Source organism: Citrobacter sp. wls619, from assembly GCF_005281345.1.
Taxonomy (GTDB): domain Bacteria; phylum Pseudomonadota; class Gammaproteobacteria; order Enterobacterales; family Enterobacteriaceae; genus Citrobacter.
The window spans coordinates 192,495-208,754 of record NZ_SZXJ01000035.1 but is presented as its reverse complement, the minus strand read 5'-3'; the positions used below and the strand labels follow the sequence as shown (position 1 = coordinate 208,754).

General features: G+C 53.9%; 14 protein-coding genes. 7 read left to right on the top strand and 7 right to left on the bottom strand.

Features of this window, described 5'->3' with window-relative positions:
* Window positions 1–274: 274 nt before the first annotated feature.
* The 4 genes from lldD to FDX19_RS06530 all read right to left on the bottom strand — a co-directional run bounded on the left by lldD (window position 275) and on the right by FDX19_RS06530 (window position 4,514).
* Window positions 275–1,465 carry an FMN-dependent L-lactate dehydrogenase LldD gene (gene lldD / locus FDX19_RS06545; RefSeq protein WP_137382088.1) on the bottom strand — a complete coding sequence of 397 codons (1,191 nt, stop codon included), beginning with the start codon at window positions 1,463–1,465 and terminating at the stop codon, window positions 275–277.
* Window positions 1,462–2,238 carry a transcriptional regulator LldR gene (gene lldR / locus FDX19_RS06540; RefSeq protein ID WP_137382087.1) on the bottom strand — a complete coding sequence of 259 codons (777 nt, stop codon included), beginning with the start codon at window positions 2,236–2,238 and terminating at the stop codon, window positions 1,462–1,464. Before lldR ends, lldD begins: the two co-directional genes overlap by 4 nt.
* Entirely contained in the window at window positions 2,235–3,890 is a 1,656-nt protein-coding gene (gene lldP, locus FDX19_RS06535) for an L-lactate permease (protein WP_137382086.1), read from the bottom strand. Before lldP ends, lldR begins: the two co-directional genes overlap by 4 nt.
* 261 nt (window positions 3,891–4,151) lie before the next feature.
* A complete protein-coding gene (locus tag FDX19_RS06530) occupies window positions 4,152–4,514 on the bottom strand; it encodes a YibL family ribosome-associated protein (RefSeq protein WP_137382085.1) in 363 nt (120 codons plus the stop codon).
* Between the two features lie 292 nt (window positions 4,515–4,806).
* On the opposite strand from FDX19_RS06530, the gene FDX19_RS06525 reads away from it, so the two are divergent.
* The gene (locus tag FDX19_RS06525; RefSeq protein ID WP_137382084.1) at window positions 4,807–5,013 is read left to right on the top strand and encodes a hypothetical protein; all 207 of its coding nucleotides are present in this window, start codon (window positions 4,807–4,809) and stop codon (window positions 5,011–5,013) included.
* Between the two features lie 11 nt (window positions 5,014–5,024).
* On the opposite strand, the gene mtlR is transcribed toward FDX19_RS06525, so the two are convergent.
* The 3 genes from mtlR to mtlA form a co-directional block, all read right to left on the bottom strand.
* Window positions 5,025–5,615, bottom strand: coding sequence for a mannitol operon repressor MtlR (mtlR, locus tag FDX19_RS06520; RefSeq protein ID WP_137382083.1), 591 nt, complete (start codon window positions 5,613–5,615; stop codon window positions 5,025–5,027).
* Entirely contained in the window at window positions 5,612–6,760 is a 1,149-nt protein-coding gene (gene mtlD / locus FDX19_RS06515) for a mannitol-1-phosphate 5-dehydrogenase (RefSeq protein ID WP_137382082.1), read from the bottom strand. Before mtlD ends, mtlR begins: the two co-directional genes overlap by 4 nt.
* Window positions 6,761–6,898: 138 nt before the next feature.
* Complete coding sequence (gene mtlA, locus FDX19_RS06510) at window positions 6,899–8,812, bottom strand: PTS mannitol transporter subunit IICBA (RefSeq protein WP_137382081.1); 1,914 nt, start codon at window positions 8,810–8,812, stop codon at window positions 6,899–6,901.
* A 529-nt stretch (window positions 8,813–9,341) separates the two neighbouring features.
* Here mtlA and FDX19_RS06500 point away from each other — a divergent pair.
* The 6 genes from FDX19_RS06500 (at window position 9,342) to yiaY (ending at window position 16,221) form a co-directional block, all read left to right on the top strand.
* Window positions 9,342–9,704 carry a DUF3302 domain-containing protein gene (locus FDX19_RS06500; protein WP_137382080.1) on the top strand — a complete coding sequence of 121 codons (363 nt, stop codon included), beginning with the start codon at window positions 9,342–9,344 and terminating at the stop codon, window positions 9,702–9,704.
* 2 nt (window positions 9,705–9,706) lie between these two features.
* Window positions 9,707–10,843 carry an HlyD family secretion protein gene (locus FDX19_RS06495; RefSeq protein ID WP_137382079.1) on the top strand — a complete coding sequence of 379 codons (1,137 nt, stop codon included), beginning with the start codon at window positions 9,707–9,709 and terminating at the stop codon, window positions 10,841–10,843.
* Window positions 10,844–10,941: 98 nt separating this feature from the next.
* A complete protein-coding gene (locus FDX19_RS06490; protein WP_137382078.1) occupies window positions 10,942–11,550 on the top strand; it encodes a glutathione S-transferase in 609 nt (202 codons plus the stop codon).
* Between the two features lie 98 nt (window positions 11,551–11,648).
* Window positions 11,649–13,040, top strand: coding sequence for an L-seryl-tRNA(Sec) selenium transferase (gene selA, locus FDX19_RS06485; protein WP_137382077.1), 1,392 nt, complete (start codon window positions 11,649–11,651; stop codon window positions 13,038–13,040).
* Window positions 13,037–14,884, top strand: coding sequence for a selenocysteine-specific translation elongation factor (gene selB / locus FDX19_RS06480; RefSeq protein WP_137382076.1), 1,848 nt, complete (start codon window positions 13,037–13,039; stop codon window positions 14,882–14,884). Before selA ends, selB begins: the two co-directional genes overlap by 4 nt.
* Window positions 14,885–15,069: 185 nt before the next feature.
* The gene (gene yiaY, locus FDX19_RS06475) at window positions 15,070–16,221 is read left to right on the top strand and encodes an L-threonine dehydrogenase (RefSeq protein ID WP_137382075.1); all 1,152 of its coding nucleotides are present in this window, start codon (window positions 15,070–15,072) and stop codon (window positions 16,219–16,221) included.
* Window positions 16,222–16,260: the final 39 nt, after the last annotated feature.

The following is a 16,260-nucleotide window of genomic DNA, read 5'->3' as shown; positions in this document are numbered from 1 at the left end:
AAGCTGCATGTGCGTTGGCTTTACTGGCTCACCCCAGTCACGTACTTATGTACGCTCCTGAGATTCGCTACGTTGCCGCCTTCCTGCAGCTCGAATTATTTAGGGTACATGTATAAATTGCTGTTGTATTAGCTTGTATATACATTTGGCAGGCGGATAAAAAGTTGTCAAATATATTGGTTATAAATGTTAAGCGGTCGTTACTTTTGCATAAAAAATGGTCGGACTGAAAAACAGGCCGACCATTAAGAGAAGAGGCTGTATGAGGGTGTGATTATGCAGCATCACCCCGAGCGAGCGGAGGCAGTGCGGCGGGCAGCATTTTGCCCAGTTCCTGAACCAGCGAGTCGCGGCTGATTTCGCTAATGGATTTCGCGCCAGTCAGGGTCATGGCCACTTTCATCTCTTTTTCGATCAGATTCAGCAGATTCGCCACCCCGGCCTGGCCGTGGGTCGCCAGCGCGTACAGATAGGCCCGCCCCAACAGCACGCTATCCGCGCCCAGTGCAATCATACGCACGACGTCCAGACCGTTACGTATCCCACTGTCGGCCAGGATAGCGATATCCCCTTTGACCGCATCGGCAATGGCAGGCAGCGCACGAGCAGAAGACAGTACACCATCCAACTGGCGACCACCGTGGTTAGAAACAACAATGCCATCTGCGCCAAACCGCACGGCGTCGCGGGCATCCTCCGGATCGAGGATCCCTTTGATCACCATCGGGCCGTCCCAGAATTCGCGGATCCACTCGAGGTCTTTCCAGGAAATAGACGGATCGAAGTTATTTGCCAGCCAGCCGATGTAATCCTCAAGGCCGGTAGGTTTGCCAAGATACGTCGAAATATTGCCTAAATCATGCGGACGACCATTCAGACCAACGTCCCATGCCCACTGGGGATGGGTGACCGCCTGCCAGTAACGGCGCAGCGCCGCATTCGGGCCGCTCATACCGGAATGGGCATCACGGTAGCGGGCGCCAGGCGTGGGCATATCGACAGTAAAGACCAGCGTGGAGCAGCCTGCCGCTTTGGCACGCTCCAGGGCATTACGCATAAAGCCGCGATCGCGCAGGACGTACAGCTGGAACCACATTGGGCGTTTGATGGTCGGGGCGACTTCTTCAATCGGGCAGACGGAAACCGTAGAAAGCGTAAACGGAATACCTTTGGCGTCAGCGGCGGCGGCGGCCTGAACTTCACCCCTACGCGCATACATGCCACACAAACCGACCGGGGCTAATGCCACCGGCATCGACAATTTTTCGTTGAACAGGGTGGTTTCCAGACTCAGGTCGGACATGTTCTTCAGCACGCGCTGGCGCAGCGCCACTTCCGACAGGTCTGCCACGTTACGGCGCAAGGTGTGTTCTGCGTACGCTCCACCGTCAATATAGTGGAACAAGAAAGGGGGTAGGATGCGCTGGGCTGCGGCGCGATAGTCGCTGGCTGCTGAAATAATCATGTGTTGTTCTCCCTGCTATTCTCACCAGGGTCACCGGGCAGGCGGGTGATACGCGCCTGGCGGGCCTGATCTTCATCAAATCGTTTAATTGTGGTGTGGACGAAACTAAGGTGCGCCATCATGGCCTTCCGTGCGCCGTCGGCATCCCCGGCAACGATGGCATCCAGTACGGCCTGATGTTGCTCCGTCAACTGTGAAAAGACGGGCGGTACCAGATACATACGTTGGCGGCTCTGTTTTACCGAAGACTGCAGGACGTCGAAGAAACCGCGCATGGTCTGCAACAGCACCACGTTGTGCGACGCTTCAGCAATGGCGAGGTGAAAGCGCACGTCAGCCTGTGAGGCGAGATCGGGGTCTTCGCTTTGCGTGGCGTCGAAACAGAGCCGGATTTTCTCTTTGTCGGCGGCAGTGGCACGCATGGCGGCATGCCAGGCGGTGCTGGCTTCGATGGCGTGACGGGCTTCCAGAATATCGAAACTGTAATCGGGATCGTCTGCCATCAGCGTTTTCAGGGGCTGAACGATGTTTTGTTCAGACCAGGCCTCATGCTGCCAGCGGACAAACGTCCCACCGCCGCGGCGGCTGAGCAACACGCCTTCGCTCACCAGCTTGGCTAACGCCTCACGCAGCGAGTTGCGTGATACGCCCAGTTGTACGGCCAGCTGACGCTCAGCGGGCAACTTCATGCCCGCCTCCAGCTGTTGTTCTTCAATCAGCGCCCGCACACGAGATGCAACGTCGTCTGACAGGCGTCTGGGCATCACAATCATGGAATCATCCAGGTTAAGACATAGGCCTGCAGTGTGGTGATCACACCCACCATGCAGGTGAAAATCAGGCTGTGTTTGACGGTGAAGCGGAACAGATCAGACTCTTTGCCAACCAGTCCCACTGCCGCACAGGCGATGGCGATAGACTGCGGAGAGATCATCTTGCCGGTCACGCCGCCGGTGGTATTTGCCGCCACCATCAGTACGTCTGATACGCCGATTTGCTGAGCGGCCGTGGCCTGCAGGGCGGCAAACAGTGCGTTTGATGAGGTATCAGAGCCCGTCAGGAATACCCCCAGCCAGCCGAGGAACGGCGAGAAGAAGGTAAACGCGCTGCCAGTGTGCGCCAGGGCCAATGCCAGGGTTGAAGACAGCCCGGAGTAGTTAGAGATAAATGCGAATGCCAGTACCATCCCGATGGAGTAAATAGGCAGCGCCAGATCTTTCAGCGTGCTGCCAAAGGTCTGCAGAGCGGCAGAGGGTTTCATCTTCAGCCAAACGATAGACAGCAGGGCGGCAAACAGGATGGCGGTGCCGGTCGCTGAGAACCAGTCAAATTTGTACACTGCGGCATACGCTGTGGCTTCGTGTACCACCGGTGGCATACGGGCAACCAGCTTATCGAGGAACGGAACCGGAATGTTGACGACCCAGTGGTACATCGCCCCGCCAGGTGCAAACAGCGCTTTAAACGGCGGTACGCTCCACAGTGTGACGGTGGCGGTCAGGAACAGGAACGGAGACCAGGCGCGGATAATTTGCCCGGCGGTGTAGCGGGTGCGCGACAGGTCCATATCGACCTGAGAAGCGCCCATATCGCCAAAACGGAAGATGCGTACCGGCTGCCAGCGCTTCAGGAACAGCGTCAGACAGACAAGCGAAACCAGAGAAGAGATGATGTCCGGCAGTTCTGGCCCGATAAAGTTAGAGCTGAGGTACTGCGCGATAGCGAACGAACCGCCAGCGACCATCACCGCAGGCCAGGTCTCTTTCACGCCACGCCAGCCATCCATAATCGCCATGATCCAGAACAGTACGATAATCGTCAGGAACGGCAGTTGGCGGCCAACCATCTGACCAATCTCAAAGCTGTCCAGCCCGGTAACCTGACCGGCAACCAGAATAGGGATTCCCATCGCGCCAAACGCCACCGGCGCGGTGTTGACGATCAGGCACAAGCCTGCTGCATACAGTGGGTTAAAACCAAGACCAACCAGCAGTGCGGCGGTTATCGCCACCGGTGCGCCGAAGCCCGCGGCCCCTTCGAGGAATGCCCCAAAGGAGAAACCGACAATCAGCATTTGCAGGCGCTGGTCAGGGGTAATTGAGAGAATGGATGAGCGGATGATGTCAAACTGCCCGGTTTTCACCGAGATTTTATAGACAAACACCGCTGCAATGATGATCCAGGCTATCGGCCACAGACCATAGAAGAATCCGTATACCACGGAGGCCAGGGCGTGATCGACCGGCATCTTATAGAACAACAGGGCAACCGACAGGGCAATTACGACCGTCCATGACGCCGCAACATAACCTTTCAGCTTGAGCTTAATCAGCGCGAAGAAAAAGAACAGGATCGGTAGCGATGCTATCAGGCTGGAAAGCCAAATGTTACCCGCCGGGTCGTAGTTTTGTTGCCAGAGATTCATTGCAGGTCTCCTGAGGGCCTTCAACATAATGGAATGAGTCTTTGCTCATCTCTTCGTCACATTATGTGTAAAAGTGGCCCTGCCAATATTGTTGTGTAGGGATAATGACAACGAATGGTTAACCAGATGTTATTTATTGGCAACGGTATTGTAGGCTAATTTTAACGAAATGTGAGGGGGTATTCGGATCTGGTGATAATTGGTAGGGCCAATTGACGGGGAAGCAGGAGGCCGGGCAAACGGACGTTGCCCGGAGGGTAATCAAAACTCAGTCTTTGAAAAGCCCGTCATCTCTTTCAGGCCCATTTCACGGCCCAGTTCGGTCATCGGGTGGACAACAATCAGACCGCGCACGCTTTTCTTCAGCTTACCCATGTCTGCTTGTTCTTTTTTGGTGATGGCGCGGCGGAACGGAAGTTTCGTCAGCTTTTGCGCTTCTTTGCTCAGCTTCTGGCCATGGACTTCACGCAGACGCGCAATCTCGGTTTCCAGCGTTTCTTTCTCTTGCTCCAGCTCGGCATATTTGTCGGCGGCTTCAACCAGCGAGAGGTCAGCCTGCTGGTGGCGGATAGCGTCCAGACGATCGCTGAGACGTTTAATTTCGTTTTTTTCGACTTCTTTCATAGGATAGCTTCTGATAAAAATAGGATGAATATTCTATAGTATGCGCGCAGAGCGGGATTATTCACAACTAATCGAAGATAAATAATCAAATACCGCAAGTATTACTCCGCTAATGATAATGCTAGTATTTTGATTAATATGGAATTTTAAGCGATAAGATCGGCGATGGTGCTTTTTATTTGCAGGTTCATAGTGAAGCACGTTTTCCTCAATGTAATTGCCCAACCGATCCTAAACTTAAATCATCGACCGCGTAGGCCGTACGCGGAGAATACATGGAGGATTGGTCATCATGGCGAAAATAGGTGAGAACGTTTCTATTCTTATTGATAAAACTATCGATTTTATGGCTTCAAGCCAGGCTTTCCGCGAGTATTTGAATAAAACGCCGCCGCGCAACGTTGTCCCTTCTGAAGTGCCGCAAGAGAATGCCGAGCTGTATCTGCAACGCCTGGCGTACTATCGACAGCTGTACCGGCCACAGCAGGAAGAGAAGTAAAGCGCACCGCTTTATTTTTGAAAGGCTTTTTTTAAGCTGATTTTAGAAATCAGCTCGGTCAGGGAAAGCACCATCGTGGAGCGTACCATTTGCTGGTAGCGCTGGATTTGCATGGCGTGCAGACCCGAGTCTGAGGTATCAAACTGTGGGGGGGGCGGGAGCGCCGTCACGCAGTGCAGCTCACCAAATGGCCCAAGAATTTCGTCATCGGTGAACGCATATTCATTGCCGTCGTGATTTAACTCTTCACGCAGTGCCATCAACAGTTCCGCATCTTCATACTCCGGACGACTGAGTACGCCCAGGCCGTAGATGAGCTTCAGACGCACTGAAAGATCGCCCAGCGGGCCATCGCCGTCGAGTAACGGTTCTACGGCATATTTCACCGCATAGTCATCTTTGCGAAATACCTGAAGCACCAGGATATTCACCGCCTCGGTGAGTAATTCTACGGCGGTGATGAGGAAGCTGCGTACGGTTTTGCCAGCATTCAGACGCTCAAGCACACGATTTTCAAAGGCCTGTGTTTGTTCCATTATTGCCTGCATATCTGACAATCTGTCATGTCGGCGCAGGATGGCCTGCGCCGTATTCTGTATCATTTGGTTGCGTTATATGCGTTAACCGCCTCCGCCACCACATCACTGTTGGCATCCAGTCCGGACACTTGCGCCAGCGCGGCCTGTGGGCCTTTTTCGTCAATCAGTGCAGCCAGTTCCTGCGCCTGCGGGTCTTCTGCACTGCGGTAATGCATCGCTGCAGCAATACCCTGCACCAGATTAACGTGCGGCAGACCATATTCCAGCGTGCCCAGCAGCGGTTTAATCAGACGGTCGCCTGCGCTCAGTTTACGCAGCGGCTGACGACCCACGCGCTCAACGTCATCTTTCAGGTACGGGTTTTCAAAACGACCGAGGATTTTCTGAATGTATGCCGCATGTTTTGCTGCATCAAAGCCATAGCGTTTGATCAGTACCGCGCCGCTCTCTTCCATTGCACCTTTTACCACTGCGCGGATTTTCTCGTCGAGAATCGCGTCACGGATGGTCTGATGACCGGTCAATTTTCCGAGGTACGCGGTTATAGCATGCCCGGTGTTCAGCGTGAAGAGTTTACGTTCGACAAATGCCATCAGGTTATCAGTTAATTCCATTCCTGGGATGTTCGGCAGCACGCCTTTGAACTGCGTTTTGTCGACAATCCACTCACTGAAGGTTTCGACGGTGACTTCCAGTGGATCGTGGGTCGCAGAAGCCGATGGTGGCACGATGCGATCCACGGCGGAATCGACAAAGCCAACATGTTCTTCAACCCAGGCTTTGTCTTCATCTGCCAGCGCGTTCATCACGTGGCCTTTCAACTGTGTGGTTCCGCGCACCATGTTTTCACAGGCGATGATATTCAGCGGAGTGGTGATGCCCTGAGCTTTGCGTTTGACCAGCCCTTTGGCGATGGCCGGTGCGATACGCTCAAGTACAACCGGCCCCACAGCCGTGGTGATTAAATCAACGTGGGCAATCAGGTCGACGACATCATCGCCGATGCTGCTGACGGCGTTAACGCCGGAAACGGTATCAACCTGCTCATTTTCACCGACAACATGAACCTGATAGCTATGACGGGCATTCAGGGCATCGAGCACGACCTGGTTTACATCCGCGAACGTCAGCTGTATCCCCGCGTCCGCCAGCAATTTGCCGATAAAGCCACGACCGATATTACCTGCGCCAAAATGTAATGCTTTCATAGTATTAACCTTCATTAATGTTTTTACCCAAGAGGGCTGGGGTGAGGGACTGCATAGATTTCCCCTCAACCTAACCCTCTCCCGGTGGGAGAGGATTTTGTAGGCCCGGTAAGCGTGAGCGCCACCGGGCAATAACGCTTACTTATGACCTGCCAGCAGCGCCAGGACTTCATCCACGCTGGTGGTATGCGCCAGGCGTTCGATGACAGATTCATCATCCAGAGCGTTGGTCAGGCTGGTGATCACCTGGATATGCTCATTGTTACGCGCAGCGATACCAATGACCAGGCGGGCAATATCATCTTCTTCTTCACCGAAGCGCACACCTTCCGGGTACTGGCAGAACACGATGCCGGTTTTCAGCACGCGATCTTTCGCTTCGATGGTGCCGTGCGGTACCGCAATGGACTCACCCAGGTAGGTAGAGGTCAGTTTTTCGCGGTCCAGCATTGCCTGGACGTATTCCGGCTCAACGTAGCCGCCTTTCACCAGTTGCTCACCGGCAAACAGAATGGCTTCTTCTTTGTTGGTGGCTTTACGGCCAAGGAAGATATTCTCCGCACCCAGTTTGAACAGGTTGTTATCACCTTCATCAAAGCTGTCTTTCAGGTGATCGCGTACTTTTTCTTCGTTGACGTTGTGGCGTTGCGCCGCGACCAGACGCTCAGTCAGGCTGGTGTAAAGGCCGCTGTCGAGGAAGTTGGTCAGCGAAATGTGCTGAGCCTGTGGAACCTGGCGCATCGCACGTTCGGTCAGATCACGGTGAGTAATGACCAGATCCACATCCGGCGGCAGATTGTTAATTGCGCTGTTGGTAACGGAGATCTGCGACAGACCAGCATCCTGTACTTTCTTACGCAGTACGCCTGCACCCATGGCACTGGAACCCATACCAGCATCACAGGCGACGATGATTTTACGCACGTGGCTCAGGTCGTTGGTGACATCGCCAGCAGACAGCGGAGAAGCGCCTTTAGATTCTGCTTTCATGTCCTGCATACGACGGGTTGCCGCATCAATATCATCTTCTTCTTTCACTTTGCTGGTTTTCAGCAGAATCGCCGAGACCACAAAAGAGACCGCCATTGCCGCACAGATTGCCGCGATGTTAGCGAAGTAAGCCCCTTTCGGCGTCATTGCCAGCACGGCCAGGATAGAACCCGGAGAAGCCGGAGACACCAGACCACCGTTCAGGATAGTCAGGGTAAATACGCCAGTCATACCGCCGAGGATAACGGCCAGGATCAGACGTGGGTTCATCAGCACGTATGGGAAGTAAATTTCGTGAATACCCCCCAGGAAGTGGATGATAGCCGCGCCGCCCGCAGACTGTTTAGCGCTACCGCGACCGAAGAACATGTACGCCAGCAGAACACCCATACCCGGGCCTGGGTTTGCTTCAATCAGGAAGAAGATGGATTTACCCATCTCATGGGACTGCTGAATGCCCAGCGGTGAGAAAATACCGTGGTTGATGGCGTTGTTGAGGAACAGGATTTTCGCCGGTTCAACGAAGATAGACGCCAGCGGCAGCATGTCATGGACAACCATGAAGTTAACGCCGGCCGCCAGAATTTTGGACAGGGCTTCAACCAATGGGCCAATGCCGAGGAAGGCCAGAATGGCGAGGATCATACCGATGATGCCAGCGGAGAAGTTATTCACCAGCATCTCAAAACCGGATTTGATCTTACCGTCTACCCAGCCGTCGAAATGTTTGATTGCCCAACCGCCCAGCGGGCCTGCAATCATCGCACCAAGGAACATCGGCATATCAGCACCGACGATCACGCCCATGGTGGTAATCGCACCCACGACGCCGCCGCGTTCGCCGCCTACCAGCTTACCACCGGTATAACCGATCAGCAGCGGCAGCAGATAGGTGATCATCGGGCCGACCAGCTTCGCCAGCGTTTCGTTCGGCAACCACCCTGTCGGAATGAATAATGCGGTGATAATACCCCACGCGATAAACGCGCCGATATTTGGCATCACCATGTTGCTGAGGAATCGACCAAAGCTTTGCACCTTGATCTTAATATCGGATGACATAAAAACACCCCTTCTTATGTTTGCTATCGCGCAGGCTGAAAGCCCGAGGTTTGTTAATGTAGCGGCAGGAGGTAGCCGGACCCTGTAGATACTGCGAAATCTGGCACTGAATCGTTCAACTGTCCAGTCGATGGCCTTTTATGTGACTTGCATCACGTAAATATAGGGTGTGCGGCGTTAGTTAATGTGATTTTCATCACAAAATACCGGTACAAAAAAACATCGACAGCCAGGAATTTGCTAAAAATGGCGATGAAATGTGAATTAGTTCACGTTTTGCAATTCACTGTTTGTTGGATTTTTGTGAAGTAGATCGCAAAGTATTTTCATTGGGGATTCCCTGGATGTGATCTTCAGCAGCTTCTACTCTGGCATTTTTTTCGCACAAGAGAGCAATTTCTCACCAGAAAAAATATTTATTTTGTGGTATGGCGAAAATCCCGATCTCCAGTTATGTTCAAAATATCAGCCAGGATGCATACGGCTGCCGGCACAAAAAAACTCTAATTAGCGTGAATTCGAGGCAGGTATGTTTCTAAATTATTTCGCATTAGGCGTGCTGATCTTCGTTTTTCTGGTTCTGTTTTACGGAATCATTGCCATCCATGACATCCCCTACAACATGGCTAAAAAGCGTAACCACCCGCATGCGGAAGCCATTCATACCGCTGGGTGGGTAAGCCTGTTTACGCTGCATGTTATCTGGCCGTTTCTGTGGATCTGGGCCACACTCTACCAGCCTGAAAAGGGCTGGGGGATGCAGTCGCATGTCACGCCGACCGGAAGGGAACAAGACCCTGAAATTGCCGCGCTGGCCGCGCGCATTACCCAGTTAGAAAAAAGGCTGGCTGGGGAGAAAAAAACTGATGACTCCACTTTCCCGGAGATTTAATCATGGATTTGTTGATTGTTCTGACCTACGTGGCGTTTGCCTGGGCCATCTTCAAGATATTCCGTATTCCGGTAAACCAATGGACACTGGCGACTGCCGCATTAGGCGGGGTGTTTATTGTGGCGGGACTCATCTTATTAATGAACTATAACCACCCTTATACGTTTACCGCGCAAAAAGCCGTTATTTCAATTCCTATTACCCCGCAGGTCACGGGTATTGTGAGTGAGGTAACCGATAAAAATAACCAGCTGATTAAAAAAGGCGAAGTGCTTTTTAAGCTCGATCCGGTGCGTTATCAGGCGCGAGTCGACAGGCTACAGGCCGATCTGGTGACGGCAACGCATAATATTGAGACCTTAAAAGCGCAATTGTCTGAGGCGCAGGCCAATACCACGCGTGTTTCAGCCGAACGTGACCGCCTGTACAAAGATTATCAGCGCTACCTGAAAGGCAGCCAGGCGCGAGTCAATCCATTCTCTGAAAGCGATATCGATAATGCACGCCAGAACTACCTGGCACAGGATGCGCTGGTCAAAGCGTCGGTCGCTGAACAATCACAAATTCAAAGCCAGTTAGACAGCATGGTCAACGGTGAGCAATCACAGGTTGTTAGCCTGCGCGCGCAACTGACAGAGGCGAAATACAATCTGGATCAGACCGTGGTACGGGCGCCCAGCAACGGTTACGTGACGCAGTTACTCATCCGACCGGGGACCTATGCTGCCGCTCTTCCGCTGCGACCCGTAATGGTATTTATACCTGAACAGAAACGGCAAATTGTGGCGCAGTTCCGCCAGAACTCTCTGCTCCGTCTGGAGCCGGGTGATGAAGCGGAGGTGGTGTTTAATGCGCTGCCGGGTCAGGTATTCACCGGTAAGCTGACCAGCATCCTGCCGGTTGTGCCGGGAGGGTCTTATCAGGCGCAGGGAGCGTTGCAGTCCTTAACCGTTGTTCCGGGAACGGATGGTGTACTGGCAACGATTGAACTGGAACCGAATGCTGATGTGGATGCTTTACCTGATGGGATCTACGCGCAGGTGGCGGTCTATTCCGACCATTTCGCCCACGTTTCGGTGATGCGTAAAGTGCTGCTGCGTATGACCAGTTGGATGCATTATCTTTATTTAGATCATTGAGACCAGCATCACCTGCCATTTGTCGTGGCCTGAGCCATACTAAGCGGTGTCCAGATATTCGTAGGACATCGCTTTTTTGTTGGCAAAAAGGACCCGGCATGAAACTCATTGGCAGCTATACCAGCCCTTTTGTGCGTAAAATTTCTATTCTGTTGCTGGAAAAGGGCATCACCTTCGAATTCGTTAATGAACTCCCCTATAACGCGGAGAACGGCGTGGCGCGGTATAACCCGTTAGGCAAAGTGCCCGCGCTGGTCACCGATGAGGGAGAGTACTGGTTTGATTCCCCGATCATTGCTGAATATATAGAGCTGTTGGATATTGCACCCGCTATGCTCCCGCGTGAGCCGCTGGCAGCGCTGAAAGTACGGCAACTGGAAGCACTGGCGGACGGTATTATGGATGCGGGGTTGGTGTCGGTACGTGAGCAGGCGCGCCCTGCTGCGCAGCAGTCAGAAACTGAATTGCTACGCCAGCGTGAGAAAATTACCCGTAGCCTGGATGTGCTGGAAGGTTATCTGGCGGACGGTACGCTGAAAACGGATATGGTTAATCTGGCAACGATTGCGATTGCCTGTGCCGTGGGCTATCTCAATTTTCGTCGGGTTGCACCTGGCTGGTGTGTTGACCGTCCACGTCTGGTCAAACTGGTGGAAACACTCTTTCAACGAGAAAGCTTCGCCCGCACGGAACCGCCAAAGGCTTGATGCGTATTATGTCCGCCTGAGTAAAGTCACGGTACAATCCTCTGCATATCGATATCCCTCTCCACGGTGGAGAGGGCCACCAACAGCCAGGCCCTTTCATGACAACCGACATGCGTTCACTCTACAGCCAGCTTCCTGCTATCGATCGTTTACTGCGCGATAGCGCCTTCCAGATTTTACGTGAGTCCCACGGTCATACCCGCGTGGTGGACCTGCTGCGTCATATGCTCGATGAAGCCAGAGAGGCGATTCGCGACACGCAGGCGCTTCCTGCATGGGGGGAAGACTGGGCGCAAGAAGCCAGCGCCCGGCTGGAACGAGAGTCGCAAAGCGCGCTGCGCCCGGTGATTAATCTGACGGGGACCGTGCTGCACACCAACCTTGGTCGCGCGTCGCAGGCTGAAGAAGCGATCGAGGCGGTGGTGCAGGCGATGCGTACGCCGGTGACGCTGGAATACAGCCTGGATGATGCCGGGCGTGGACATCGCGACCGGGCGCTGGCGGATTTACTCTGCCGCCTGACCGGCGCGGAAGATGCCTGCATCGTCAATAATAATGCCGCTGCGGTTCTGTTGATGCTGGCGGCCACCGCGGCGGGCAAAGAGGTGGTGGTATCACGCGGCGAGCTGGTAGAAATTGGCGGCGCGTTTCGTATTCCCGATGTGATGTCTCAGGCTGGATGTATCTTGCGCGAGGTTGGCACCACCAACCGTACCCATGCCAGTGATTATCGTCAGGCGGTTAATGAAAATACGGGCCTGCTGATGAAGGTGCATACCAGCAATTACAGCATTGAAGGCTTTACGAAAGCGGTGGATGAAGCTGAGCTGGCCGCCATTGGTCAGGAGCTGGATGTGCCGGTCGTGGCGGATCTGGGTAGCGGCTCGTTGGTCGATCTCAGTCAGTATGGTTTGCCGCAGGAACCGATGCCGCAGCAGCTCATTGCCGCAGGTGTGAGCCTGGTGAGTTTCTCGGGTGACAAGCTGTTGGGCGGGCCGCAGGCTGGCATTATTGTGGGCAAAAAAGAGATGATCGCCCGCTTACAACGGCACCCACTGAAACGAGCGTTACGGGCTGATAAAATGACGCTGGCAGCGCTGGAAGCAACGCTGCGGCTCTATCTGCACCCAGAAGCGCTGGCGGAGAAATTGCCAACGCTACGCCAGCTCACCCGCACGAAAGAGGCGATCCACGAGCAGGCGCTACGATTACAGGCACAACTGGCAGAACATTATGGTGCCGAGTTTGCGTTGAATGTCATGCCTTGCCTGTCGCAGATTGGCAGCGGCTCATTACCGGTAGATAGGCTGCCGAGCGCGGCACTAACCTTTACCCCGCATGACGGGCGTGGAAGCCGCCTCGAAGCGCTGGCCGCCCGCTGGCGTCAGCTGCCCGTGCCGGTCATTGGGCGAATTTATGATGGTCGCTTGTGGCTGGATCTGCGCTGCCTTGAAGACGAGACCCGGTTTATGGAGATGATGCTGAAATGATTATTGCAACCGCCGGACACGTTGACCACGGAAAAACAACGTTATTACAGGCGATTACCGGCGTGAATGCCGACCGACTGCCGGAAGAAAAAAAGCGCGGCATGACTATCGACCTCGGCTATGCCTACTGGCCGCAGCCGGATGGGCGGGTACTGGGATTTATCGATGTCCCTGGCCACGAAAAGTTTCTGTCCAACATGCTGGCGGGTATCGGTGGTATCGACCACGCGCTGCTGGTGGTGGCCTGTGATGATGGTGTGATGGCGCAAACGCGTGAACACTTGCAAATCCTGCAACTGACGGGCAATCCACGGCTTACCGTGGCGCTCACAAAAGCCGATCGCGTCGATGAAGCACGCATTGACGAAGTACGTGCCGAGGTGCAAACCGCGCTGGGTAACTATGGTTTTGCCGATGCGATACTGTTCGTGACTGCCGCCAGTGAAGGCCGTGGTATCGAAGCGCTGCGTGACCACTTGCTGCAGTTGACGCCGCGTGAGCTGGCTCGCGATCACACCTTCCGCCTGGCAATTGACCGCGCTTTCACGGTAAAAGGCGCAGGTCTGGTCGTAACGGGGACAGCGCTCAGCGGAGAGGTGAACGTCGGGGATGCGTTGTGGCTGACCGGAGTTAACACACCGATGCGCGTACGTAGCCTGCATGCGCAAAATCAGCCGACCGAATACGCTCACGCCGGACAGCGAATTGCGCTGAACATTGCCGGTGATGCGCAAAAAGAAGAGATTAACCGTGGTGACTGGCTGCTGGCTGATGCGCCGCCGGAGGCCTTCTCACGCGTCATTGTCTCTTTAGAACACTCGGCTCCGCTGATGCAGTGGCAGCCGCTGCATATCCACCACGCAGCCAGCCATGTGACCGGACGCATCTCACTGCTCGAAGGGACGCTGGCGGAACTGGTGTTTGATACACCGCTGTGGCTGGCCGATAACGACAGGCTGGTGCTGCGTGATATTTCTGCCCGTACGACGCTGGCAGGCGCACGTGTCGTGACGCTGAATCCGCCGCGTCGTGGGAAGCGTAAGCCGGAGTATTTACAGTGGCTGTCGGCGCTGGAAAGTACGCAGAATGACGGCGAAGCGCTGGCATTGCACCTGACGCGCGGCGCGGTGAACATTCCCGATTTCGCGTGGGCACGCCAGCTTAATGGCGACGGCATGCGTCCGTTGATTGAGCAACATGGATTTATTCGCGCCGGGTATAGTCTGTTGAATGCGCCCGTTGCTGCACGCTGGCAACGTAAGATTCTGGATACGCTGGCGACCTACCATGAGCAACATCGTGATGAGCCAGGACCTGGACGTGAACGCCTGCGTCGTATGGCCCTGCCAATGGAAGATGAAGCGCTGGTCCTGCTGCTGATTGAAAAGATGCGCGATAGCGGCGCGATTCATAGCCATCATGGCTGGCTGCATTTGCCGGATCATAAGGCCGGTTTCAGCGATGAGCAGCAGGCTATCTGGCAAAAAGTAGAACCGCTTTTTGGTGATGAGCCGTGGTGGGTGCGCGATCTGGCGAAAACCACGGCTACGGACGAGCAGGCGATGCGTCTGGCGCTACGGCAGGCGGCGCAGCAGGGCATTATTACGGCGATCGTCAAAGATCGTTATTACCGTAACGATCGGATTGTGGCCTTTGCGAATCTGATCCGCGAACTGGATCAGGAGAGAGGGTCGACCTGCGCGGCCGATTTCCGCGACAGGCTCAATGTCGGACGTAAACTGGCTATCCAGATTCTGGAATATTTTGACCGTATCGGCTTTACTCGTCGTCGGGGAAATGATCATTTATTACGCGATGCATTACTGTTTCCTGAAAAGGAATGAAACAATTAATTCAGGAATAGAATGAATTAATACAAAATAAATATTGATTTAAATAAGCACATTAGATTATGAACCTAATGTGCTTTTTAATCTCTGATGTTATTAAAATAACAATCACGATCATATTTTGTTGGGATTATCACTCGTATGCTTCCTGCCTCTTTTGAGTAATTAAGGATCGTACAATGGCTGCTTCAACATTTTTTATTCCTTCCGTGAATGTAATTGGCGCTGGTTCATTAAAAGATGCAATGAATACAATGGCGGAATATGGATTTCGTCGTACGTTAATTGTCACGGATGCCATGCTGGCGAAATTAGGTATGGCGAGTGAAATTCAAAAAGCGCTGCAGGAACGTGATATTTTCAGCGTAATTTATGATGGTACGCATCCTAATCCGACAACCAGCAACGTTGCCGCAGGTCTGCAAATGCTGAAAGAAAATGCCTGTGATAGCGTCATTTCCCTCGGCGGCGGTTCCCCACACGATTGTGCGAAGGGGATTGCGCTGGTGGCGGCTAACGGCGGCGATATTAGTGATTACGAAGGCGTTGACCGTTCTGCAAAACCGCAGTTGCCGATGATCGCCATTAACACGACGGCGGGAACGGCATCTGAAATGACCCGTTTTTGCATCATTACCGACGAAGTACGCCATATCAAAATGGCGATTGTGGATAAGCACGTTACGCCGCTACTGTCCGTCAATGATTCTTCGCTGATGGTCGGTATGCCGAAGTCCCTGACTGCGGCAACCGGTATGGATGCGCTGACTCACGCGATTGAAGCGTATGTCTCCATTGCGGCAACGCCGATCACCGATGCATGCGCGCTTAAAGCCGTGACGATGATTGCCGAGAACCTGACGATCGCCGTGGAAGATGGCGCCAATGCTCAGGCGCGTGAAGCGATGGCTTATGCGCAGTTCCTCGCGGGTATGGCATTCAACAACGCTTCTCTTGGTTACGTTCACGCGATGGCGCATCAGTTGGGTGGTTTCTACGACCTGCCACACGGTGTCTGCAACGCGGTACTGCTGCCGCACGTTCAGGTGTTCAATAGCAAGGTGGCCGCGGCTCGTCTGCGCGATTGCGCTGCGGCAATGGGCGTCGACGTGGCTGAATTGAACGAAGCGCAAGGCGCCGAAGCCTGTATCGCGGCAATCCGTGAACTGGCGCAGAAAGTGAATATTCCGGCAGGTTTGCGTGAGCTGAACGTTAAGGAAGAAGACTTTGCTGTTCTGGCGACCAACGCCCTGAAAGATGCCTGTGGTTTTACTAACCCGATCCAGGCGACCCATGAGGAAATCATGGCGATCTACCGCGCGGCCATGTAATTCGTGATATCTGTCGTAAAGCAGTAAAAGGCTGGCGAA